General features: G+C 61.4%; 17 protein-coding genes. 11 read left to right on the forward strand and 6 right to left on the reverse strand.

All coding sequences use genetic code 11. The features are described from left to right. Positions 1 to 46: 46 nt before the first annotated feature. Both ACEN9O_RS14040 and ACEN9O_RS14045 read right to left on the reverse strand, forming a co-directional pair. Positions 47 to 1297 (reverse strand): tetratricopeptide repeat protein, encoded by a 1251-nt coding sequence (locus ACEN9O_RS14040; protein WP_495618139.1) that lies wholly within the window; start codon positions 1295 to 1297, stop codon positions 47 to 49. After that, the gene (locus ACEN9O_RS14045) at positions 1294 to 3198 is read right to left on the reverse strand and encodes a CHASE2 domain-containing protein (protein WP_495618140.1); all 1905 of its coding nucleotides are present in this window, start codon (positions 3196 to 3198) and stop codon (positions 1294 to 1296) included. The genes ACEN9O_RS14040 and ACEN9O_RS14045 overlap by 4 nt, the downstream gene beginning before the upstream one ends. A gap of 197 nt (positions 3199 to 3395) precedes the next feature. Here ACEN9O_RS14045 and ACEN9O_RS14050 point away from each other — a divergent pair, with 197 nt between their 5' ends. The 7 genes from ACEN9O_RS14050 (at position 3396) to ACEN9O_RS14080 (ending at position 16661) form a co-directional block, all read left to right on the forward strand. Continuing rightward, positions 3396 to 4838 (forward strand): FecR family protein, encoded by a 1443-nt coding sequence (locus tag ACEN9O_RS14050; protein ID WP_495618141.1) that lies wholly within the window; start codon positions 3396 to 3398, stop codon positions 4836 to 4838. Between the two features lie 479 nt (positions 4839 to 5317). After that, positions 5318 to 9934 carry a beta strand repeat-containing protein gene (locus ACEN9O_RS14055; RefSeq protein ID WP_495618142.1) on the forward strand — a complete coding sequence of 1539 codons (4617 nt, stop codon included), beginning with the start codon at positions 5318 to 5320 and terminating at the stop codon, positions 9932 to 9934. Positions 9935 to 10144: 210 nt separating this feature from the next. After that, complete coding sequence (locus ACEN9O_RS14060) at positions 10145 to 11689, forward strand: class I SAM-dependent methyltransferase (protein WP_495618143.1); 1545 nt, start codon at positions 10145 to 10147, stop codon at positions 11687 to 11689. Positions 11690 to 11937: 248 nt separating this feature from the next. Next, positions 11938 to 13722 carry a type I secretion system permease/ATPase gene (locus ACEN9O_RS14065; RefSeq protein WP_495618144.1) on the forward strand — a complete coding sequence of 595 codons (1785 nt, stop codon included), beginning with the start codon at positions 11938 to 11940 and terminating at the stop codon, positions 13720 to 13722. Next, a complete protein-coding gene (locus ACEN9O_RS14070; RefSeq protein ID WP_495618145.1) occupies positions 13719 to 15083 on the forward strand; it encodes an HlyD family type I secretion periplasmic adaptor subunit in 1365 nt (454 codons plus the stop codon). Before ACEN9O_RS14065 ends, ACEN9O_RS14070 begins: the two co-directional genes overlap by 4 nt. Continuing rightward, on the forward strand, positions 15080 to 16426 hold the full coding sequence (locus ACEN9O_RS14075) for a TolC family outer membrane protein (protein WP_495618146.1): 1347 nt from the start codon (positions 15080 to 15082) through the stop codon (positions 16424 to 16426). The genes ACEN9O_RS14070 and ACEN9O_RS14075 overlap by 4 nt, the downstream gene beginning before the upstream one ends. Positions 16427 to 16457: 31 nt before the next feature. After that, positions 16458 to 16661 (forward strand): DUF6447 family protein, encoded by a 204-nt coding sequence (locus ACEN9O_RS14080; protein ID WP_495618147.1) that lies wholly within the window; start codon positions 16458 to 16460, stop codon positions 16659 to 16661. A 53-nt stretch (positions 16662 to 16714) separates the two neighbouring features. On the opposite strand, the gene ACEN9O_RS14085 is transcribed toward ACEN9O_RS14080, so the two are convergent. Further along, positions 16715 to 17704 carry an acyltransferase family protein gene (locus tag ACEN9O_RS14085; RefSeq protein WP_495618148.1) on the reverse strand — a complete coding sequence of 330 codons (990 nt, stop codon included), beginning with the start codon at positions 17702 to 17704 and terminating at the stop codon, positions 16715 to 16717. Between the two features lie 270 nt (positions 17705 to 17974). Between ACEN9O_RS14085 and ACEN9O_RS14090 the strand changes: the two genes are divergently transcribed. Together ACEN9O_RS14090 and ACEN9O_RS14095 are read left to right on the forward strand one after the other, a co-directional pair. After that, positions 17975 to 18220, forward strand: coding sequence for a type II toxin-antitoxin system Phd/YefM family antitoxin (locus ACEN9O_RS14090; protein ID WP_495618149.1), 246 nt, complete (start codon positions 17975 to 17977; stop codon positions 18218 to 18220). Next, positions 18210 to 18497 (forward strand): type II toxin-antitoxin system RelE family toxin, encoded by a 288-nt coding sequence (locus tag ACEN9O_RS14095; protein WP_495618150.1) that lies wholly within the window; start codon positions 18210 to 18212, stop codon positions 18495 to 18497. The genes ACEN9O_RS14090 and ACEN9O_RS14095 overlap by 11 nt, the downstream gene beginning before the upstream one ends. A gap of 48 nt (positions 18498 to 18545) precedes the next feature. Here ACEN9O_RS14095 and ACEN9O_RS14100 read toward each other — a convergent pair whose 3' ends face one another. Further along, complete coding sequence (locus ACEN9O_RS14100; RefSeq protein ID WP_495618151.1) at positions 18546 to 19436, reverse strand: sulfurtransferase; 891 nt, start codon at positions 19434 to 19436, stop codon at positions 18546 to 18548. Between the two features lie 324 nt (positions 19437 to 19760). Between ACEN9O_RS14100 and ACEN9O_RS14105 the strand changes: the two genes are divergently transcribed. Continuing rightward, positions 19761 to 20390 (forward strand): BrnA antitoxin family protein, encoded by a 630-nt coding sequence (locus ACEN9O_RS14105; protein WP_495618152.1) that lies wholly within the window; start codon positions 19761 to 19763, stop codon positions 20388 to 20390. Between the two features lie 59 nt (positions 20391 to 20449). Here the strand turns inward: ACEN9O_RS14105 and ACEN9O_RS14110 are convergent, their stop codons facing one another. Continuing rightward, positions 20450 to 20743 carry a type II toxin-antitoxin system HicB family antitoxin gene (locus ACEN9O_RS14110; RefSeq protein ID WP_495618153.1) on the reverse strand — a complete coding sequence of 98 codons (294 nt, stop codon included), beginning with the start codon at positions 20741 to 20743 and terminating at the stop codon, positions 20450 to 20452. A gap of 9 nt (positions 20744 to 20752) precedes the next feature. After that, a complete protein-coding gene (locus tag ACEN9O_RS14115; RefSeq protein ID WP_495618154.1) occupies positions 20753 to 20935 on the reverse strand; it encodes a type II toxin-antitoxin system HicA family toxin in 183 nt (60 codons plus the stop codon). Between the two features lie 127 nt (positions 20936 to 21062). Here ACEN9O_RS14115 and dnaE point away from each other — a divergent pair, with 127 nt between their 5' ends. Then, entirely contained in the window at positions 21063 to 24617 is a 3555-nt protein-coding gene (gene dnaE / locus ACEN9O_RS14120) for a DNA polymerase III subunit alpha (RefSeq protein ID WP_495618155.1), read from the forward strand. The last annotated feature ends 5 nt before the right edge of the window (positions 24618 to 24622 follow it).

A 24622-nucleotide genomic window follows, 5' to 3' on the forward strand; every position in this document is an offset into this window, starting at 1 on the left:
ATCGATAGTGTAGCAGATGGCGCCTGTCGCCCGGATGACAAGCCCCTCACGGCCCCTGCCATTGCCAGCTCAGCTGCAATTGGCGGTTGTCGTATTGAAACACCGAGATGTTCTCGCGGTTGAGGACCTGGCGCAATTCCAGCTGCACGCTCTGGTTCTTGCTCAGCGGATAGCTGAAGGTGGCGCGCAGGGTGTGGGTGTTCTGGTTGCGCACCTGGTCGATGATGCCGGGCGAATACACCTCGCTGCCGCGCCAGCGCTGCCAGTTGTAGCCCAGGTCGGCGGTCAGGGCGTTGTCGAAGCGGCGCCGCCACTGCGCGCTGGCGGCCATGCCGTGGCGGTCGCCGCCGGGGCGGTCGCCCACCGCGCGGTCCTGCAGCGAGCCGACGCTGGCGCTGACCACGCTGTCGCCGCTGCGCCGGCTGAACTGCGCGCGCAGCTCGCCGGTGGTGGCGTCGAAGTTGTCGAGGGTCAGGTAGTGCAGCCGGGTCACGCCGGTGACCACGTTGAACTGGATGCCGTAGGGCAGCGGCAGCGGCGGGCCGACGCGGGCTTGCAGCTGGAGCTGGCGCTGGTAGAGCTGGCCGCCCAGGGTGATCAGGCCGACCAGGCTGCTGCCGCGTACGGTCCAGTTGCCGAAGCGCCAAGGCGTCTCGGTGCCGGCGAACAGCGAGGAGCTGTCGTACTGGGTCAGGTGGTCGTTGCGGCGCCCCTGGTACTGCACGAAGCCGATGGTGCCGTTGGGCGTCAGGTCGCGCACGTACTCGCCCGAGAGCATGGTGTACTGGTCGTGTTTGGGGCGGAATTCAGGGGTCAGCTGGTAGTCGGTGTCGAGCGCCTGCGCGGACAGGCCGGTGCCGCGCCGGTTCGAGCCCTGGTTGACGTTCTGGTCGATGCCGCGCCCCACGGTCAGGCTGTATTGGCTCAGCGGCGTCCAGCTCTGGCAGCCGCCGGCGCGGGCGTCGGCGATCAGCGCGCGCAGGCCGGGCGGCGGCGCGAAGCGCTGCTCGATGATGGCGAACAGCCGCTCGGCCTCGTCCAGGTGGCCCAGGCCGCACTGGATCAGCGCCAGGTCCAGCCAGGCGCCGGCGTGCAGCGGCTCCTTGTCGATCACACGCTGCAGCGCCTCGCTGGCGTCGTTCTTGCGGCCCTCGGCGATCGACTGCAGCGCCTCCTGGTAGAGGTCGTTGACGATGGGGGGCTCGGTCTGCTCCTGCGCGGCCGCGCCCGGCGCCAGGCCCAGCCAGAGGCTCAGGCCCAGGCCCAAGCGGGCAAGCAGCGCGCTGGCCGGCCTCACGCGGCGGACTCCTGGCCGACGGCCGGGGAGGTGGGGGAGGTATCCATACGCGGTTCCAGGGTGTAGAGGGTGGTGCGGTGTTCCTTGCCGCGCAGCTGGCGCTCGCCCAGCAGCAGGAAGTGGTGGCGTTTGGCGCGGCGCACGGTGCCGGCGCCGATGATGATGTCGTGCGGCAGCTCGCGCGCGGCCTGCTCCAGCCGCGACGCGGTGTTGACGCTGTCGCCGACGGCGGTGTAGATGCTGCGGAAGGTGGTGCCGAAGTCGCCGGCGAAGGCCAGTCCGCTCTCGATGCCGATGCGCACCCGCAGCGGCGCGCGGCCGTCGCGCTGGCGCTGGGCGCTCAGCGCGGCCACCCGCTCGACGATGGCCGCGGCGGCCTCGAGCGCCAGATCGGCGTGGTCCGGGTCGGGCAGCGGCGCGCCCCAGAACGCCACCAGGCCGTCGCCGGTGTACTTGTCCAGCGTGCCGCCCTGGTCGATCACCGGCCCGGTCAGGCAGGCCAGGAAGGCGCGCGTCAGCTCGGCCGCCTCGGCCACCGGCAGCGATTCGACGTGGGTGGTGTAGCCCTCCATGTCGGCGATCAGGGTGGTGACGTCGAGCTGGCGCGGGGCCAGCGGGTCGGCGATGTCGCTGCGCAGCAGTTCGGCCACCACGGCCGGCGCCACGTACTGGCGCAGGGTGTCGAGCAGGTGGCGCGAATCGCGCTGGCTCAGCTGCCACTGGTAGGGCACGGCCACGGCCAGCAGGAACAGCGTGCTGGCCAGCGGGCCGGTGGTGGAGAAATCGGGGTCGTGCGGGCTGAGCGTGTAGGCCAGCAGCAGCCAGGCGGCCGACAGCGCGCCCAGCAGGGCGGCGCTGAGCACGGCCGACAGGCGCGGCAGCGCGTAGCCGGCCAGCATCACGCACAGCAGGGCCGCCACGCTGCCGATCAGGCGGCCCGGCCAGCGCGCCGGCGCCAGGCCCTGTTGCTCGTCGAGCAGGGTCGACAGCATGGCCGCCTGCACGCTCAGGCCGGGGCGGTTGGCGGCGATCGGCGTGGTGACGCGGTCGGCCAGGCCGAGCGAGGACGAGCCCACCAGCACCAGGCGGCCGCTGGCGCCGGCCGGGGCGATGCGCTCGGCCAGGATGTCGGCTGCCGACGCCACCGTGTAGGCGTCCCAGTCGCGCCGGTAGGACACGCGCTGCATCGGGCCGCGCGCCAGCGTGGCCTCGAGGCCGCCGCCGCCGCAGCAGTTGACCAGGGCCACGCTCAGGGCCGGGTACAGCTTGCCGTCAAAGCTGGTGCGCAGCGGCAGGCGGCGCAGGGTGCCGTCGCGGTCCGGGATGAAGCCGATGTTGCCGACATGGGGCAGATCGGCCCACACCGGCTGGTTGGCGATGTAGCCGGTGGCCGGCGTGCCGTCGGCCTGGCCGGGCGGGGCCGGCTTGGCGCCGGCCAGCACGCCCTCGCGCAGCCATTCGGGCCGGTCGCGGCTGTAATCGAAGGCCTGGGCCAGCACCAGCGGGCCGTGGCGCGCCAGCAGGCCCAGGCGCAGGTCGCCGTCGGCGTCGGCCGGGTTGGGCAGCACGATGTCGAGCGCGACGCCGCGCGCGTGGTATCGGGTCAGCAGGGTTTCCACCAGGTCGGCCAGGCGGGCGCGCGGCCACGGCCAGGCGCCCAGCTCGCGCATGCTGGCCTCGTCGATGTCGACCACCAGCACCCGCGGTTCGGGCGCCACGCTGTGGCGCCATTCGATGAAGTGATCGCGCAGCCATTCGTCGGCGAAGAGCGAGCCGCCGGCCGGCGCCAACCATTGCGCCCACAGGGCCAGGCCTATCGCCACCGCCGCGATTGCCGCGCGAACCAGGCCGGTCGGCAGGGTGGGCAAGCGCCAGGCTAGAGGAGGGGTGGTGTCGATCAAGGTGAAAAGATGCCGGGATGGAACAATAGGAATAATCTGACAGTATAGCCGCTCGCGGCCCCGGGTGGTGCGGCCGGGCCGGCCTTTTGCTACAAAGTGTAATTAGAGGAGCGGAGGAAATTGAATTGCGTAAAATGTGATAGCTGTCACGGAAAACTATCCTGTGGGCAGGATAATGACCGAAAAAGGGGAATACCATGTTGCGTCAACTACTGATTATGGCCGCCATCGCGCTGGCCGTGCCGTTTGCCCAGGCGGGCGAGGCCGGCACCATTATCTTCGTCGCCGGCGAAGTCCGGGTGGGCGACCACGCAGCGGTGCTCAACGGACCGGTCGGCGAGGGCGAGCTGCTCACCACCGGCAAGGACGGCTCCCTCTATATTAAGACCATCGACAACGGCCTGTTCATCCTGCGCCCGACGACCAAGGCGCGTATTGCCGCCTACCATGTCGACCGCGCCAACCCGGCCAACACCCGCATCAAGCTCGAATTGCTCAGTGGCGTGGCGCGCAGCCAGTCCGGCGAGGCCGTCAAGGCGGCGCGCCAGAATTTCCGCTTCAACACGCCGGTGGCCGCCATCGGCGTGCGCGGCACCGATTTCACCGTGTTTACCGATCAGGATACCTCGCGCGTGGCCGTCATTTCGGGCGGCATCACGCTCAGCGGCTTCACCGGCGCCTGCCGTCCCGACGGCATCGGCCCCTGCGAGGGCAGCAGCAGCCGCGAGCTGTCGGCCACCCAGCGCGGCCAGTTGCTGCAATTCCACCGCGGCCAGGTCGCACCGCAGCTGTTGCAGGACGCCACGCTGGCGCCGGACGTGAGCGCGCCGCCGCGTCCGGAAGAGCCAAGCGGCAAGCCGGCAGGCGGCGTGGCCAGCCTGCCGGGGCTGGAGGCGCAAAAGACTGTTGTAATACAGCAACTGTCGCAAAATACAACGGGCGGCAAAGCCGCGCCGGACGCCAGTGGCATCGTCACCGTGCCGCCGGTGACCGAGGTCAGCCCGCCAGTGGTGCCGGAGACCCCGGTCACACCGACGCCGCCCGTGGTGACGCCGCCCGTGGTGGTGACGCCACCGGTGGTGGTGCCGCCGGCGCCCGTGCTTCCCGAGCGCCAGATCGTCTGGGGACGCTGGCAGGCGGTGCTGGACCTGCCGGTCAAAGTGAACTTTGTGGCGGAGCTGACCAAAGGCACAGAACTAATTTCCACCAATGACGATTTTGCGCTGATGCGTACCCAGGGCAAGGATTACCTGATCCCCGAACGCGGCTCGGTGGCCTTCGAATTAACGCAGAGCGAGGCATATATTCACAACGACAACACGGCGATCCCGGTAGTGGTGGCGAAAGTTGAAAACGGGGTGTTGAAGTTTAATTTTGATAACCGTACCTTTGCCACCAACTTTGATCTGGTGAATAAAACCGAGCGGATAGCCCTGCAATCGAAGGGCGACGTCGCCAGCGATGGCCGCTTCTCGGGCGAGAGCCGGTTCAGCGCGCCGACCAATATGGCGGTCAACGGCGTGCTCAGCTCGGAAAATGGCGGCAGCGCGGCCTATTTGTTTGACGCCCGCCTCAGCGGCAACCGCTCGGTCTACGGCGCCACGCTGTGGCGCCAGCCGGCGGTGGTCACCAAGCCATAGCGCAGACCAGTGCGAGTCGTGCCAGACAGCCCGCGATCCGGCGCCGAGCCGGATCGCGGGCTGTTTTCTATTGGCGGCCCGTCTGGTCAATGATGCAATTCTGCAACAATTGTGCAGGTATTCGCGCCGCGTCCTTTTTTTATAGCCTTAAATAAATAGGATGATTTGGTCGCCCCGACAAGCTTGCATATTTAAATCATCCTTTAGGTCAAAAAACCGCCTGCGCCCTATGACGGACAGCGCCAGAGTGGACTGTACGACATGTCTTGCTTTAGCCGCGATCTTCTCTGATAATGATCCGCCGCATTAATGTTGGTGAATAAACTATCAATATTCAGAGGATATTGTTCGTTTTTGTGACCCGCGTCACATCAAGCGGTCAATACCTTCTGACATTATTCGGTACGTTAGGTTGCAGTGGCGAATTTCCGTGCACTGCAAAATTTAACTTCAATCAAATTTCCAATTAGGAGCACTACATGGCTACTCATACTCTCGATCTGCAAAAGCTGTACGTAGCGTACTTCAACCGTCCTGCAGATCCAGGTGGCCTGGCTTTCTACGAAGCCGCCCTGACCGCTGGCACCACCACCCTGGCCGCCATCTCGGCTAGTTTCGGCATGTCGGCCGAGTACACCACGACCTTCGCCGGCATGAACAGCCTGCAGATCATCGACCAGATCTACCTGAACCTGTTCGGCCGTCACGCTGACAACGGCGGCGCCCTGCTGTACTCGGCTCAGTTGGATAGCCACGCTTTCACCCTGGCCCAGATCGTCACCACGATCGCTAACGGCGCTGCTGGCAACTCCGATGGCGTTGCTTTCCTGTCGAAAGCGCAAGCTGCTGTTGCCTTCACTGACAAGCTGCTGGCAACCCCAGGCGGCGTAGTTGCTTACTCCACCCCGGCAGCTGCTGCCGTTGCTAAAGCCTACATCACCAGCGTCACCGACGCTGTATCGCTGGCCGCTGCTATCGCTCCAACCGCGCTGGCCAACACCGTCCTCAACGTTCAGACCGCTAACGACCCAACGCTGGCCGCTTCCGTCGTTGCTCAGGCCGCGTCCGACGCCGCCGCTACCGTCGCTGCAACCAAAGTTGCCACCGCTGTTGCTGCTTCGCAAGCTGTTACCGATTCGATCAAAGCTGCTGCCGATGCACACACCAAAGAAGCGCTGACCGATGCAACCGCTCTGACCGCTACCGCTACCGACGCTGCTACTGCTTCCGCTACCGCCGCTACCGCCAAGACCGACGCCGCTGCAGGCGTGGTTACCGCTCAAGCCGCTGTTGACGCTGCTGCCGCTGCTGGCGACGCCGCTGCCTATGTTGCTGCTCAACAGCAACTGAACCTGGCAAACGCTACCCTGACCTTCGCTACCACCGCTGCAACCAAAGCTGCTGCAACCGCTGCAACCGCCGACGCCGCTGCTAAAGCCGCTGTGGCCGACGACGACGCTGCTGTTGCCGCTGATGCCGCTATTGGCACCGCAACCACTAAAGCCGCCACTGCTGCAACCGATGCTACCACCGCTGCCGCTGACGCAACCGCCAAGGCCGCTGCTTTCGCTGCCGCAGCTGCCAAGACCACCAACACCGTAACCGACGACGTAGCTGCTACCGCCGCTGTGAACACCGCTAAAACCGTTGCTGCTGCGGCCGCTGACGCTGCTGGTACCGTTGTTGTGCAACAAAGCTCGGCTTCGTACGCTACCGCTGCCGCGACCGCATCGACCGACGCTGCAACCGCTGCAACCGCACACGGCACCACCACCGCAGCTATCGCCGCTGTGAACTCGATCGCGACCGCTGCTACCGCTGTCAGCAGCGCTGCTGCCGAGCTGGTTGCCGCCAACACTGCCAAGGCTTCCGCTGACGCAGCCCTGGTCGTTGCTACCAACTACAGCAACGCCGCCAAAGCAACCATCACCACCGCCGACGACGCTGCAGCTGCAACCGCACTGGCCGCCGCTACCACCGCTGCTACCGTCGCTGCTGCCGCTGTTACCGCTGCCAACGCCGATGTTGCTACGGCTGCTCCGCTGAGCGCGCTCTACGTTGCCAAGACCTTCACCCTGACCACTGGCGTGGATCTGGGCGCTAACTTCGTTGGCGGCGCAGGTGAAGATACCTTCAATGCAATCGCTACCGCCACTTTCAATCCGCTGGACTCGATCGACGGCGGTGCTGGCGTCGACACCCTGATCGTAGCTGACAACACTGCCGCTATCGACACCACGGGCGTCACTGTCAAGAACATTGAAATCGCTCAACTGTCGTCCAAGTCGACCGTGACTGCAGATACCACGGGCTGGACCGGCTTGACCTCGCTGACCGCTACCGGTTCGGGCGCGCTGAGCGTTACCGCTGCTACCACCACCGACGTTACCGTTTCCGACAACGCACAAGTTGCTGCCGGCATCACCGTCAACGGTGGCAAGGCTGTAACCGTGTCGTCCGCTGGCGCGACCACCGGCACCATCACCGTTGGCGGCACCACCGCCCCAACCGGCGCTGTGACGATTAACCAATCGGTTGCTGGCGTTGGCGCTACCGCTGCTGGCAACATCTCCGTCACCGGCGGCAGCACCGTTACCGTGAACCAGTCGCTGTCCCAAGCAACTGTTGGCACTGCTACCACCGCTGCTGCAGTGTCGGTTACCGGTACCACCAACACGACCGCAGTTTCGGCAATTGCAACCAAGGCTGCTACCTCGGTCGCTGCTGCGGCAGAAGTGTTCACCGCAACGTTCGGTGGTGCTTCGACCGCTGGCCAGACGATCATCTTTGATGGCCGTACCTTCACCGGCGCTGGTGGTTACACCAACATCACCGAAGCCGGCGCGTTCGTGGCTGCGTATAACAACGTTGCCGCGACCTGGACTGCCGTAGATAACGGCGATGGCACGGTCACCTTCACCAAGAAGACCACCGGCCCTGTTACCGACGCCGTCGTCGGCGACTTCACCGGCACCGCTGCAGCTCAAGTAACCGGCGCTGTGACTTCGGTCCAAGGTGTGGCCGCTTCTGGCCAAGGTATTGTCGACAACACCGTAACGATCACTGACGTGAACAACGGCAGCACGACCAAAGCTGGCACCATCACCTCGGTGACTGCTAGCGGCTACACCACGCTGACGATCAACGACAATGCGTTGACCACCCTGAGCGCTACCAACGGTTCCGGCAACATCACCATCAACAACAACGGCCTGACCACCGCGACCAACAAGACTCTGGGCGTGACTCTGGACGGCGTAACTGGTGGCACCCTGTCGGATAGCAACATCTACACGACGCTGAACATCGCTACTGCCAACAACGACTCGACGCTGGCAAACATCGCTGATACGGCTGCGACGACCCTGAACGTGTCGGGTTCGAAGACCCTGACGCTGGCTTCGGCTGCTGGCATGACCAACCTGGCAACCGTATCGGTTACCGGTTCGGCTGGCCTGACCGCCACCGTGTCGCAAGCTTCGGTCACTTCGGTTTCGACTGCTGGCACCACCGGCACTTCGACCCTGACGATCGACGCAACCAAGGCAACCTTCACCGGCGGCGCTGGCGTTGATAAAGTGACCTTGTCGGCTGTTGCTCCTAGCAAGGCGATTGATCTGGGTGCTGGTAACGACACCCTGACGCTGGCTTCCGGTACGACCGCAGTGACCGGCACGATCGCTGGCGGCGCTGGTGTTGATACCCTGATCATGGTTGCTGCGGATGCGAATTCGTCGACCGGTGCTTCGGCTGACGCAACCTTCGCTGGTAAAGTTTCGGGCTTCGAGAAGCTGCAACTGACCACGCCAGGTACCTTGACTGTTGCAGCTGCCGTTCTGGGTAACTACAACTACATCAAGACCGCAGGCGCAACTGCTCTGACGGTTACCGGCCTGACCACCGGCGCTACCCTGGAACTGACCGCAGCTGGTGCGGCTTACGACGTGTCGCTGATCGGCGCCGCAATTGCAAGCACCACTGACGTTCTGAACATCGTTACCAGCAACGGCACCGGCGCACCTATCAACTTCGCGACCGGCGGCGTAACCATTGCCAATACCGAAACCGTAGCGATCACCACGGCCGATACGCAAACCACGGCAACCAACGTGCTGGATCTGATCACGCTGACCGACGCTGGTAACTCGGCGAAGAACGTCACCGTGGCAGGTACCGACGGTCTGAACCTGACCTTCACCGGCACTGGCGTAACCAACGTTGACGCTAGCGGCATCACCGCTGGCGGTTTCACCTGGACTTCGGGTGCAACCACTTCGGCAGCGACGATTAAAGGTAGCGCGACTGGCACCAACACCATCACGCTGACCAACGCAACCAAGGCTGACGTCTACACCGGCGGTTCGGGTACCGATTCGATCACCCTGGGTGCATCGACTCAAAACCACACCCTGAACCTGGGTGCTGGCGATGGCATCGTTGCTGGCGCTTCGACCGGTAACAACACCATCACCCTGGCTTCGAGCGGCGCAGTTGCTGTTGTCAACGGTGCGAGCGGTAGTGCAATCACCGTTCTCTCCGGTAACAACACCGTTACCGATACCGGCACCAAAGGTCTGTACTTCAGCGCTTCCTCCGGTAACAACATCGTTACCACTGGCAGCGGCGCTGACTTCATCACCGTTGGTAACGGCAACAACACGATCAGCACTGGTGCTGGCGTTGACACCGTCACCGTGGGTACCGGCAGCAACACCGTTACCCTGGGCGCCGGCGCCGACAGCTTCGTGCTGAGCGCAGTCAACCAGTCGAGCGCGATCTTCACCACCATCACCGACATCGGTGCTGGCGATACGATCACCCTGCCTTCGACTGTGTTCGCCAATGCTACCGGCAAACTCGGCGCGAAACTGGTGAGCGGCATTGACGACTACCAGACCTTCCTGAACTCGGCTGCAAGCCAAGGCGTGGGCGTTGTCAGCTGGTTCCAGACCGGTGGCAACACCTACATCGTGGAAGACAATTCGGCTGCTGCAATCTTCACTGGCGCTGCTGATACCGTCATCAAACTGGTTGGTACGATCGATCTGTCCAACAGCACCCTGGTCAATGGCGGTCACGTCATCACCATCGTGTAAGAAATTGGAATACGCTCTCATGTAGCTACGCTAGTAAGGTGGCAAGTGAGAGTTCCATAGTGGTATGAGAAAGGCCCGATGCAAATCGGGCCTTTTTTTGTCCGGAAGAAATGATGGCGGATACGACTGAAATATTGTGCGGATAGTATGTCAATTCGCTATACTCAAATGTCAGGGCATTGATGCTCGTCAAAGAGAAGGGGTTCAAAGATGGATTGGACTTCCGGTTATGCATCGGACGTGGAATACACCGCTGGGTTTTATCCCGAGCAAAGTCCGCATTTCCTTAATTTTGTCTGCGCCTTGAACGGGGTGGAGCCTGTGATTATGGAGGAGGGCTTCAACTACTTCGAGTTGGGATTTGGGCGTGGTCTGACGGTGAACCTTCTGGCTGCGGCGAACCCTGGTGGCACGTTCTACGCGGCCGACTTCAACCCCGCCCATGTCGCCGATGCCCGCGCTTTGGCTGGAGATGCTGGACTGGGAAACGTGCATCTGCTTGAGCACAGCTTCGCCGAACTGGCCCAGGGCGCCGTTGCGGACCTGCCACAGTTAGATTTCATTACCCTGCATGGTATTTACACTTGGATTACCGGGGAAAACCGCCAGCATATCGTCGACTTCATAGGCCGTTTCCTTAAGCCTGGGGGTATCGTCTACATCAGCTACAACGCTATGCCAGGCTGGGCTGCCGTGGGGCCGATGCAGCGTTTGCTGGTCGAATATGGCGATGCCTTCCCCAATCGCAGCGATGTTCAGATCGGTGAGGCCGCCAGTTTCATGCAAGAGATGGCAGACCTTGGTGCGGTCTATTTCCATGCCCACCCTTCCAATACCACGCGTTTCGATGGCCTGAAAAAGCACAATCGCAACTACCTTGTGCATGAGTATATGCACAAGCATTGGCAGCCCTTGTACCATGCCGATGTCGCGCGCGATCTGGCTGGCGCCAAGCTCCAGTTTGCGGGGGCGGCGGAACTGCCCTTCGCTTATCCGCAGCTGTATTTGAGCGAAGAAAAGAAAGCCCTGTTAGCCAAGATGCCTGACCCGGTCATGCGCGAGACGCTGAAGGACTACTTCCAGAACACCAGTTTCCGGAAAGATGTATTCGTGCGCGGTGCGCGCAAAATGTCGAGCTTGCGGCGCAAGGAATGGCTGAGCCAGATCGGTGTCGCATTAATCGTGCCGCGTGAGAAAGTTAAGTTTGCGATGTCCTTGGCGATCGGCAGCGTTACTGGCGCCTCCGACGTTTATGAGTCGTTCTGCGATGCACTTGCGGTAGGACCGCATACGCTGGCTGAACTGGCGGCGCTGCCCGCGCTGCAAGGTCGTCATTTTGAGGATGTGGTGCAGACCGCAGCCTTGTTATGCGCCTCGGGTCAGGTGGCGCTATATCCTGCTGGTGGAGGTGTCACGCCGCCAGCCACAGCCAAGGCTATAAATGGCGCTGTCGCGTCAAGGATAACGCATGGTCACGACTACCTGGCATTGTGCTCTCCGTTGTTGGGTACCGGTGTTGCGGCGGGGCTCGTCGAGTTGCTGGTCTTCGACTGGTTGGTGCACCATAAGTGTGAAGTGGAGCTCGGCATGATGGTGCGAGATGGCTGGGGCGTCCTGCACGCGTTGGGGCGTTGCATGGTGAAGGATGGCGTTTCATTAAAGACCGAGGACGAAAATATCGCCGAATTGCGGTCGGCAATAGAAATCGTTGTTCGTGATACACTGCCCCGCTGGCGGCAGTTAAACATGATTTAAATTGCCTGCCCGGGGCGCGATGCCCCCCCTCTGCGGATTTGTTGCTGCAATAGCAATTCTAATTTTCGTTACCTTGAAAAAAATGTGATGCACATCACATTTCTCGCCGTTTATCGGCGATAATGTCTCGTCTTTAAATAATTGCGCCATGACTATGTTCAGCGCACTTGCCCGCATGGACGAGGTCTCGCTATCCCGATTCGTCAATATCCTTGCGTCACCCCGCCGTACTTAGTAAGTCCGATCCTATGAAACCACTACTGAATCCGAAAAACGAAATCGAGCAGGCGCTGCTCAGTTTTAAGAGCACCTTTTATACCGTTGGTGCTTTCAGCGCGATTTCCAATATGCTCATGCTGGCGCCGTCGCTGTACATGCTGCAAGTGTACGATCGCGTGTTGCAGAGTCGCAACGAAATCACCCTCCTGATGTTGACGCTGATGATGCTGGGTGCCTACGTGCTGTTGGCCGCACTGGAATTAATCCGTAGCTTCGTGCTGGTGCGCGTTGGCGCGCGCTTCGACATGGAATTGAATCGCAGGGTGTACACGGCCGCTTTTGAGCAAAACCTGAAGCAAGCCGGCGGCAATGCAGGCCAAGCGCTGCAGGATCTGACCTCGCTGCGCCAGTTCTTGACCGGTAATGCCCTGTTTGCGTTCTTTGATGCACCGTGGTTCCCGGTTTACCTGTTAGTAATCTTCGCCTTCGAACCGATGCTGGGCCTGTTTGCTCTGGGTGGCACCGTATTGCTGGTGATCCTCGCCTACGTCAACGAAAAGGTTTCAAAAAAACCGCTGGGTGAGGCAAACGCCATGTCGATCAGCGCTAACCAGTTGGCCACCAATAATCTGCGTAACGCCGAAGTGATCGAGTCGATGGGGATGCTGCCCAATTTGATGGGCCGCTGGTTCAAACTGCATGGCAAATTCCTGCACCTGCAGGCCGAAGCCAGCGAAAAAGCCGGGCTGGTAGGCGCGCTGACCAAGTTCGTCCAGTTGTCCCTGCAGTCGTTGGTGCTGGGTTTTGGTGCTTTGCTGGTATTGGACGGGAAAATCACCTCGGGCATGATGATTGCCGCTTCCATACTGGTTGGCCGCGCGTTGGCGCCAGTGCAGCAGGTGATCGGCGTATGGAAAAGCTGGAGCAGCACCCGCAGCGCGTACCTGCGCCTGTCTGCCCTGCTGGAAGCGAACCCCGCCCGCAGCGCCGGCATGGCGCTGCCCAAGCCACAGGGACATCTGGCGGTTGAAGCGTTAATCGCCTCGCCTCCGGGCGCGAAGACTGCCCTGCTCAAGGGATTGAATTTCGCGATCGCGCCTGGCGACGTACTCGGCATTATCGGCCCTAGCGGCTCGGGCAAATCGACGCTGGCCCGTTTGTTGGTCGGCATCTGGCCTGCCGCCAGCGGCAAGGTGCGCCTCGACGGCGCCGATATCTATAGCTGGAACAAGGCTGAACTGGGACCGAACATCGGCTATCTGCCGCAAGACATCGAATTGTTTGGTGGAACTGTAGCGGAAAATATCGCCCGCTTTGGCGAAATCGACGCGGAAAAAGTCGTCGTGGCCGCCAAACGCGCCGGTGTGCACGACATGATTTTGCACATGCCTGGCGGTTACGACAGTAAGTTGGGTGATGGCGGTGCCGGCCTGTCCGGCGGTCAGCGTCAGCGCCTCGGCCTGGCTCGCGCACTGTACGGCGATCCTTCGTTGATCGTGCTCGACGAGCCGAATTCGAATCTTGATGACGTGGGCGAGCAGGCTTTGCTGCACGCGCTGGCCGAGTTGCGGAAACAGGGCAAGACCATTGTTCTGATTACTCACCGGACTAATGCTATCGGGATCACGAATAAATTATTGCTGCTGCGTGATGGCGTGATCGAAATGTTCGGACCGACCGACCAGGTGTTGGCTGCCTTGCAGCAGAACAATCAGAAACAGGCCCTGGCACAACAGCAAGCGCAGCAGGCACAGCAGGCGGCAGCGGCTGCGGCACAGGCAGCAGGTGACGCGGCTACTATGGAGCAAGAATGAACATGAAACTGTTAGACACTAAAGCATTAGCGAGCGATGTCATCACTCATGACGTTACGCCGCTGACGGTCAATACCGATGCGCGGGCATACAGCCGTCTGGGTTGGATTATTGTGCTGGTGGGCGTGGTAGGCAGCCTGTTATGGGCTTGTTTCGCGCCTCTGGATAAGGGCGTGCCTATGTCTGGCAGCGTCGCCAAGGAAGGCAATCGTAAATCGATCCAGTTCCAGAATGGCGGCACTATAGAGGACATCTTGGTCAAGGAAGGCGACTTCGTTAAAAAGGGACAACTCCTGGTCAAGATGAATGACGTCCAGGTATCAGCGCAGGCCGCTGTCAGTCATGTCCAGCTGATTTCCGATCTGGCGGTTGAAGCCCGTCTGCTGGCGGAGCGGGACAATAAGAAAAACTTGGTCATTCCACCCCAGTTTGAAGCGGCGAAGAACGATCCGCGCGTGATCGAGAACGTCAGCTTACAAACGCAGTTATTGCAATCTCGCCAGTCGGCGCTGGAAACCGAGTTGGCTGCGGTTGCTGAGACCGTCTCTGGACTGAAGTATCAGCTTGAGGGATTTTATGCTTCGCGCGACAGCAAGAAGGATCAGTTGAAAATCCTGAAGGAGCAAGTGGATAATTTACGCGATCTGGAACGTGAAGGCTATGTCGCTCGTAGCAAGGTGCTGGACTATGATCGTACCTATTCGCAGATCAGCGGTTCGATTGCAGAGGACGTCGGTAATATCGGACGTATCCAGCGCCAGATCGCTGAATTGAATTTGAAGCGTGCTCAGCGTGTTCAGGAGTACCAGCGCGAAGTACGGACTCAACTGGCGGACGTGCAAAAAGAGGTAGCTGCTCTGAGCAGCCGTCAGGTTGCGGAAAACTATGCGGTCAACAGCACCGAAGCGCGCTCGCCGGTCGATGGCGTAGTCATCGGTATGGCGGTTTTCACGCGGGGTGGCGTTGTGCAGCCCGGCTTCCGTATGATGGATGTAGTCCCCCAAGATGACGCCCTGGTCGTCGAAGGCCGACTGCCTGTGAATTTGGTCGACAAGGTCCATGTTGGCTTGAAGGCGGAGATGATTTTTTCCGCCTTCAATACCAACACGACGCCTCATATAGCTGGCGTGATTAGCAAAGTGTCGCCTGACCGGCTGGTGGATGAACATAACGGCACGCCGTATTACAGCGTACAGGCGCGCGTGACTCCTGAAGGCATGAAGATGATACAGGAGAAGAAACTGGCGGTACGGGCCGGTATGCCGGTGGAGTTGTTCGTCAAGACCGGCGAACGCACCATGATGAGCTACTTGCTGAAGCCGGTCTTTGACCGCGCCAAGACTTCGATGACGGAGGAATGATGGCGATGCGTATTCCACGTCTGAAACCGGCGGCGCTGCTGGCGGCGCTGCTGGGCGCCGGCGCCATGCTGCACGGTGCCAGCGCCTCCGCGCTGGGCTTGATGGAAGCCTACAACGCGGCGTTGAAAAACGATACGGTCTTCCGTGCGGCCTACTACGCGAATGAAAGCGGCAAGGAAAACAAGGAGCTGGGTTTGTCGGGCTTGCTGCCGAATATACAGGCCAGTTTTTCCGATAGTAAGAACCGCACCGATATTCTGCAAACCGGTACCGCACCACGATACCCGATTTACTACAGCCGCTCCTCCAACATACAGGTGCGCCAAACGCTATTCAACTTGGACGCATGGGCGCGCTACAAGGAAGGAATTCTGCAGACTGACTACAGCGGTGCCGTCTATCTCAGCGAACAGCAGCAAGTGGTGCTACGCGTCGTCGGCGCCTACATCGAGGCGCTGTTCAAGGAAGATCAACTGGCGCTGGCTCGGATTGAGCGCGATACCTACGTCGAACGGATGAAGGTCAATGATCTGATGTTCGCCAAGGGCGAGGGTACGCGCACCGATATGCTGGAAACCCGTGCCCGCCTCGACGTCGCTGAGGCGGCCCTGCTGGAGGCCCAGGATAACTTGACCGCCACTCGTGAAAGCCTGGCAGCCATTATCGGCGGCGATGTCGGTGAGTTGGAAAAATTGGCACCCGATTTCCGTGGCAGCCCGGGTGACACGCTTAGTTTTGATGCGTGGAAACGGGTGGCGCTGGAGCGCAATCCAGACCTGAAGGCCAAACAGCTTGCCGTCGACATCAACCAGCAAGAGGTCAACAAGTCGCGCGCGGGGCATGCTCCGCGACTCGACCTGGTGGGCACCTACGGCAAGAGCACCTCGGATTCGACCAACACCATCGACCAGACTATCACCTCGCGTAGCATCGGTTTTCAGCTGAGCATTCCGCTGTATTCGGGCGGGTCGGTCAACGCGGCCACCCGGCAGGCCGTGGCCGGGCGCGAAAAAGCCAAGGCCGACCTGCAAACGGAAACGGACAAGGCAATGCTGGAGTTGCGCAAGGATTACGATTCCGTCATCAGCAGCGTGGCCAAGATTGACGCCCTGATGAAGGCCGTCGATTCGGGGCGCTTGCTGGTCAAGGCGACCGAGCAGAGCATCAAGGGTGGCGTGCGCATCAATCTGGATTTGCTGGACGCCCAGCGGCAGCTGAGTGCCACCGAGCGCGATCTGGCCCAGGCGCGCTACACGTATGTGCTGGCGCAGATGAAATTGCGCGCGGCGGCCGGTACGCTGTCTGCCGACGATGTGCGAACGATGGCCGCGTATTTCCGTTGAGTGGAGCACATTCGGGATGACAGGAGGCGCGATGGAACCGGACCTTGAAGTAACCGTCAATGGCACCAGCTACCGGGTTGCCGATCTGAGCGACGAAGCTCGCAGCCAGGTCAGCAATCTGCAATTTGTCGAAGGGGAGATCGCCCGCTTGAACGCCAAGCTGGCGGTCTACACGACGGCCAAGATCGCCTACGAGAATGCGCTGCGGGAAGCGTTGCCGCGTTCGCTGCAATAAGCGCGGCCGGCAATAAAAAAAGACCTCGGTTCATTGCGGACCGAGGTTTTTTTTTAAGCCAGGGCGGGCGCCGCTTTGCCCTGGCGTATCCCGTGCCGCCAGCGCAAGGCCGGCCGCTCGACCAGCAGGTAGGACAGCAGGGCCAGCAGCGTGGACGCCGCCAGCAGCAAGGGCACACTGGTCTGCTCGATAGCCTGGCCGGTGAATTTCTGGATCACCCAGATCAGCAGGAAGTGGTTCAGGAACACGCCGTAACTCAGGTTGCCCAGGAACTCGTCGATGCGCGAGAAGGCGCGGCTGCGGATCGCCATGACCACCGGAATGCCGATCAACAGTCCTGCCAGCACCTCTTTGTTGAAGTTCAGTCCGTACAGGCGCGGGCTGAAGAACAGGCCCGCATACAGCAGCGCCAGCACGGCGTAGACGGCGCCGCGGTAGCGCCGCGCGCCCGCGCTGGCGTTGTTGAGCGAGGCGCCGAACAGGAACATGAACAGCGTGCCCGGCAGCAGACGATAGCCGAAGTGGTCGGAATTGATCACGCCGGAATACGCGCAGCAGTACACCAGCAGCGAGGCGGCCGACAGCAGGTAGACGCCGCGCTGCGGCCACTGGATCAGGATCCACGGGATCGCCAGGTAAAACGTCAGCTCCAGCCCGAGCGACCAGGTTTGCGGCAGCACCAGCGCGCCGTCGGCCCAGTACATATAAAAGCCCTGCGGCAGGATCAGGAAGTTGAGCAGCCATTTGGTGCCGTTGAGCTGGCTCAGGAAGGACGGCGACTCCAGATGCAGGAAGTGGATGCACAGCGCGGCCAGCAGCATGTAGAACAGGAACTGCGGGAACAGCCGGGCGGCGCGGTCCAGATAGAAGGCGGGCACGGCGGCCGGGCTGTCGTAGTATTTGCCGATCAACATGGTCATCACGTAGCCGCTCAGCAGGAAGAACGAGACCACGGCCACCACGCCCGGGTTGTAGCCCCAGAACGTGACGCCCACGTGCGAAATGGCAACCAGCATCGCCAGGATCAACCGATATATACCCATATTGCCCTCTACGTGAAAACAGACCTGCGCGGCCTAATGCCGTTCAGTTAAGGGTGGTCGTTCCCGCGAAAGCGGGAATGACGGCGGGCGACTCAAGCTTAACTGAACGGCATTACTGCGCGGCCTGTTTTTGGCATGGCCGCGCTTGGACGACGATGGCGGATTATGCGGATTTATCGTGGTCCAGGCAATGGGGTCGAAAAGAGGGTCTATAAACGGTGCTATATTAGATGTTTTAATCAGCATTTAATTTGGTGATGGGATTTGGCGATGGATACCGTACTTACCAATATTACCGTTAGTGTGACGGAGTTGAAGCGCAACTATTCCAATATTCTGAAAGCAATGGAAAACACGCCGGTCGCGGTCCTCAATCACAACCGACCGGAAGCGTACCTATTGTCCGCTGATTACTATGAGCAGTTATTGGCGCGCATGGAGGATCTGGAAGACGCTCAACTGGTGAGAGAGCGGCAAGATGGCCCCTTTGTTGAGGTCACCTTGCATGACCTTTAAGCTGCGCTTTCATCAGCTGGCCTGGGCTGAATGGCAAAAGCTTGACGGCAGCGTCAGGGAGCCCTTCAAGAAAAAGCTGGCGGAACGACTTGAGCAGCCGAGAGTGCCCAGCGCGGCGTTATCCGGCATGGTCGATTGCTACAAAATTAAGCTCAAGACCGCAGGCTACCGTTTGATTTATCGGGTCGAGGACGACGTCGTCTACGTGACTGTCATCGCGGTGGGCAAGCGGGAGCGCGGTCGCGTGTACGCCGAGGCAAGAGACCGGCTGGCCTGAGGATCCAGTCGCCGGCCGGTTCCGGCGCCACATCGGGCGCCGTTTTCCTTACTTCTTGCCGTAGCAGTGCGGGCACGACACCTCATACACGTATTCCGGCGCCAGTTGCTGGCGCGGCGTGACCACCGAGCGGCAGACGAAGCATTGCACGGTCTCGGTCGGTTCCAGTTTCGGATTGAGGGCGGTACGGTAGTCGAACACGAAGCAGTCGCCGGTGTAGTGGGCGCCGCCGACTTCCTCGAAGTACTTGAGGATGCCGCCTTCGAGCTGGTAGACGTTGTCGTAGCCGATGTTCTGCATGTGGATGGCGGCCTTTTCGCAGCGGATGCCGCCGGTGCAGAAGGTGACCACGGTCTTGCCTGCGAAGTCGTCCTTGTGGGCGGCGATCACTTCCGGGAACTCGGTGAATTTCTTGATGCGGTAGTCGACCGTGTTGTCGAAGGTGCCGACATCGACCTCGAAGTCGTTGCGGGTGTCGACCATGACCACCGGCCGGCCGTTGTCGTCGACACCGCTGTCCAGCCAGCGCTTGAGGGTGTGCGCCTCGACGAAGGGCGCGCGGCCTTCCTCCGGCTTGATCAGCGGCATGCGCATGGTGATGATTTCTTTTTTGATCTTGACCAGCATGCGTTTGTGCGACTGCTCGACCGAATAGCTTTCCTTCACTTCCAGGTCGGCGAAGCGGGCGTCGCTGCGGACCCAGGCCAGGAACTCGTCGATGCGGGCGCGCGGACCGGACAGGAACATATTGATGCCTTCCGGCGTTAGCAGGATAGTGCCCTTCAGCGCCAGGCGCTGGCAAATGTCCTGGTACAGCGGGCGCATCGCTTCGGTGTCGTCGAAGGTGACGAACTTGTAGGCGGCAATGTTGACGTGAGCGGCAGCGGCAGCGACGGCGGCGGCATGCGCTTCAGCTTGTAAAGCAGTATTAGCGTGCATGGTGGGCAGGATCAAAAAAAGTAACGAGCCGATATTATACGCGAGCTTGCTGTGAATGACTCTTTCGTGCTTAAAAAATGTGCAGATGCTGATGGGCACCTCGAATAACCACCAATTCGTCATTCCCGCGCAGGCGGGAATCCATGTTGAGCTTCTGCTCATGCGGCGTATGGGTTCCCGCTTGCGCGGGAACGACGGGTATTTCGAGGTCCCTGATGTTGATTCGCCAATGTGAGCTTTTCTGGGCGGGGTATGTTGTCAGTCATGCGTGTCGAAAAATAGGCCGCGTCAATACCGTCAATATTTATTGGGGGTACAATAAATATGCTGATCGAATTTGATCCTGAAAAGCGCGCTGCGACCCTGGTCAGCCGGGGACTGGATTTTGCCGACGCGTCTCTGATATTTGATGGTGATACGTTCACTTGGCTCGATGAGCGTGTTGAATATGGCGAGGATCGTTTCATAACGATAGGGTTGTTGCGTAGCCGGACTGTCGTGCTGGTGTGGACTTGGCGTCGACGTGCGCGAGGTATGCGAATGAAAAAGAAGTTGCCCTATTCAAAAGATCCCTTGGCTGACGAGGATGACGCTCCAGCATTGAGTGAAGCCTGGTTTGCTGAAGCGAGCCTGTATCGTGGGGGGGTATTGGTTAAGCGCGGACGCCCCCCGCAAGCCGTTACCAAGGTCGCAGTTAAGCTTCGCCTGGATCGTGATATCGTCGCTGCTTTCAAGGTAGAGGGACCTGGCTGGCAGACGCGTATCAACCAAGCCTTGAGGGACTGGTTGGTATTGCATCCTGGTGAGCAGGGGGACGCGGTCAATAGCTCGGGACGCGCGGCCTTGGACAACCCGGATTTGCCGGTCAGCTTCGTTGCGGAATCGCTGGCGTCATTGGCGGAATCGCGTGAGCAGGCGCAACCGTTTGTTCCGCGCGGTGGCCGGGACAAGTGATGTTCGCGGTTCGATGACTTCCTGCTGCGTGTGAGCGGGTATGGTTTAACTGCATGACTTTAAGCGGCGTGGCTGGTGTTCTTAGGTGTCAGTGCGGTCACATCGATGGATATGACCGCCCAAATCCAGCCGGAAAACTCAGGATTTGCGTGGTGTTCCGTAAAAGAATGTGCCTGCGGGATGCCGCCACCGTCCTCAATCACTGTGGTCAGCCAGAGTTCCGCGGCTTCGCAAGCGCTGTCGATTGCTTCATCCAAAGTATCTCCGGCTGAGAAGCAACCGGGAAGATCGGGTATTACAACGCCAAATGCATGCGTTGCGTCACCGGGTTCGATTGCGATCAGATACCTCATAGTGATGTCCTATTTCAGTCCAGCTTGCTTAAGCAGCTTGTGAACCAAGCCGGTTCCAAGGTCTTTTCTTGGGTGGGGCACGCTGATGTGCCCACTCCGCAAAGGGTGCACATAGATGTGGTGGGAACCCCTGATGTTGCGGAGTAGCCAGCCCGCTCGTTCAAGCTGCCTGATCAGGTCTACACTGTTCATTTGCCTATCGTACTTACAGCGTAACACCGGACGCCGACCTGGCGCAAACGGGGCTGCAAATCAGATTCATCGCACCCGGCCGCCGCACGGTAAAATAGCTGGTTATTGAACCAGCATTGAGCGGCGTATGAATATGGCAGCAAACGTGGTAGCAAACGAACAAGAAGTGGCGCCGGCGGCGGCTGTCCCCGCGGGACCGGCCTTCGTCCATCTGCGCGTGCACTCGGAGTATTCCATCGTCGACGGCCTGGTGCGCATCGACGACCTGGTCGGCGCCGCCGCCAAGGACAAGCAGGCCGCGCTGGCCGTCACCGACCTCGCCAATATGTTCGGCATGGTCAAGTTCTACAAGGCCGCGCGCGGCAAGGGCATCAAGCCGGTGGTGGGCGTCGACGTCTGGATCACCAACGACGACAACCGCGACAAGCCGCACCGCCTGATGCTGTTCGCCAAGAACCACATGGGCTACCTGCAGCTGTGCGAGCTGCTGTCGCAAGCCTGGCTGACCAACCAGTACAAGGGCCGCGCCGAGATCCGCACCGAGTGGCTGGTCGAGCTGACCTCTAAAACCTATCCGCTGCTGCCCGACGTCAATCCGGCCAACGGCCTGATCGCGCTGTCCGGCGCGCACTTCGGCGACGTCGGCATGGCGATTGAAAACGGCAACCCGGCGCTGGCCGAGAAGAACGCCGAGAAGTGGGCGCAGATCTTCCCCGGCCATTTCTATATCGAGATCCAGCGCGCCGGCCAGCCCAACCAGGAGGCCCAGGTGCGCCACTCGGTGGCGCTGGCCGCCAAGCTGGGCCTGCCCGTGGTGGCGACCCATCCGGTGCAGTTCATCCGCAAGGAAGAGTTCATCGCGCACGAGGCGCGCACCTGCATCGCCGAGGGCGAGATGCTGGCCAATAACAAGCGCGTGCGCCGCTTCAATGAGCAGATGTGCTTCATGTCGCAGGCCGAGATGCGCGAGCTGTTCCACGACCTGCCGGCCGCGCTGCAGAACTCGGTGGAGATCGCCAAGCGCTGCAACCTGACGCTGACCCTGGGCAAGCCGCAGCTGCCGAACTTCCCGACGCCTGGCATGACCATCGACGACTTCCTGCGCGCGGAAACCAAGAAGGGCCTGGAGGAACGCCTGGAGCAGCTGTATCCGGATCCGGTCAAGCGCGAGCAACAACGCCCGCGCTACGAGGAGCGGCTGGAGTTCGAGAACAACACCATCATCAACATGAAGTTCCCCGGCTACTTCCTGATCGTGGCGGAGTTTATCCAGTGGGGCAAGAACAACGACGTGCCGATCGGGCCGGGCCGCGGTTCGGGCGCGGGCTCGCTGGTGGCGTACGCGCTGAAGATCACCGACCTCGATCCGCTCAAATACAATCTGCTGTTCGAGCGCTTCCTCAATCCCGAGCGCGTCTCGATGCCCGACTTCGACATCGACTTCTGCCAGGAAAAGCGCGACCTCGTGATCCAGCACGTCAAGGACCTGTACGGCCGCGACGCGGTGTCGCAGATTGCCACCTTCGGCACCATGGCGGCCAAGGGCGCGATCCGCGACGTCGGCCGCGTGATGGACTTCGGCTACAACTTCTGCGACGGCGTCTCCAAGCTGATTCCGTTCAAGCCGGGCAAGCCGGTGTCGATCGCCGAGGCGATCGAGGAAGAGCCGATGCTCAAGGAGCGCCAGCAGAACGAGGAGGAGGTGGCGCAGCTGCTGGACCTGGCGCAACAGGTCGAGGGCATCACCCGCAACATCGGCATGCACGCCGGCGGCGTGCTGATCGCGCCGGGCAAGCTGACCGACTTCTGCCCGCTGTACACGCAGGGCGGCGACGGCGGCGTGGTGTCGCAGTACGACAAGGACGACGTCGAGGCCGTCGGCCTGGTCAAGTTCGACTTTTTGGGCCTGACCACCTTGACCATCCTGGACCGCGCGGTTCGCTACATCAAGATGCTCGACCCCAAGGAGGCCGAGTTCGACCTGGCGCGCCTGCCGCTGAACGACCGTCCCTCGTACGAGCTGCTGACCAAGGCCAAGACCGTGGCCGTGTTCCAGCTGGAGTCGCGCGGCATGCAGGGCATGCTGAAGGACGCCCGTCCCGACCGCTTCGAGGACATCATCGCGCTGGTGGCGCTGTACCGTCCGGGCCCGATGGACCTGATCCCGGACTTCTGCAAGCGCAAGCACGGCGAGAAGTTCGACTACCCCGATCCGCGCACCGAATCGATTCTGTCCGAAACCTACGGCATCATGGTGTACCAGGAGCAGGTGATGCAGATGGCGCAGATCGTCGGCGGCTACTCGCTGGGCGGCGCCGACATGCTGCGCCGCGCGATGGGCAAGAAGAAGGCCGAGGAGATGGCCGAGCACCGCGAGATCTTCCGCGCCGGCGCCGCCAAGGACGGCCTGTCCGCGCAGAAGGCCGACGAGATCTTCGACTTGATGGAAAAGTTCGCCGGCTACGGCTTCAACAAGTCGCACGCCGCCGCCTACGCACTGCTGTCCTACCACACGGCCTATCTGAAAGCGCACCATCCGGCCGCGTTCATGGCGGCCAACATGTCGCTGGCGATGGAGGATACCGAGAAGGTCAAGATCCTGGTCGAGGATTCGATCGACATCTGCGGCCTGACCATCCTGCCGCCGGACATCAACAAGTCCGACTTCCGCTTCATGCCGGACGGCCCGCCGCCTTCGGTGACCGGCAAAAAGGTCACGCAGATCCGCTACGGCCTGGGCGCCTGCAAGGGCGCCGGCCAGAACGCGATCGAGGCCATCATCGCCGCCCGCAGCGCCGGCGGCCCGTTCACCAGCCTGTTCGATTTCTGCAAGCGCGTGGACAAGAAGCAGATTAACCGCCGCACCATCGAATCGCTGATACGCGCAGGCGCCTTCGACTGCCTGGCCATCGACCGCGCCATCCTGCTGGCCTCGGTCAGCTTCGCGATGGAATGCGCGGACCAGGAGGCCAAGGCGGCCAACCAGGTCAGCCTGTTCGGCGGCGATGATTCCGACCTGGTGGCGCCGCCCGAATACGTGAAGGCCGCGCCGTTCACCGACCGCCAGAAGCTGGCCGAGGAAAAGATCGCGCTGGGCTTCTACCTGTCCGGCCACATGTTCGACTCGTACGCGCCGGAGGCGCGCCGCTTCGCCCGCACCAAGCTGTCCGAGCTGGAGCCGTCGCGCGAGCCGCGCATGCTGTGCGGCGTGATCACCGGCATCCGCCCGCAGATGACGCAGCGCGGCAAGATCCTGATCGTCACGCTGGACGACAAGACGGCGGTGGTCGAGGTGACCGTGTATTCGGAAGTGTTCGAAGAGAACAAGCGCATGTTCAAGGACGACGAGTTCCTGGCCGTGGTCGGCAAGGTGTCGGAAGACCGCTTCTCCGGCGGCCTGCGCATCTCGGCAGAAAAGGTGTTCGACATCGTGACGGCGCGCGTCAACTACGGCAAGCAGCTGGGCATGGCGCTGCCGACCTCGGTGGACGTGCGCAAGATGGCCGAAGTGCTGGCGCCGCACCGCCACGCGGACGGCTTGCCGGTGTCGGCGCGCATCACGCCGCAGGGCGTGGGTTGCGTGGTGCAGCTGGGCGAGGCCTGGCGCGTGGCGCCGTCGGACGAGTTGCAGCTGGCGCTGCAGCAGGTGCTGGGCGCCAGGGATGTGGCGATCGAGTACTAACGTCG

This window comes from Duganella sp. Dugasp78 (genome assembly GCF_059491455.1).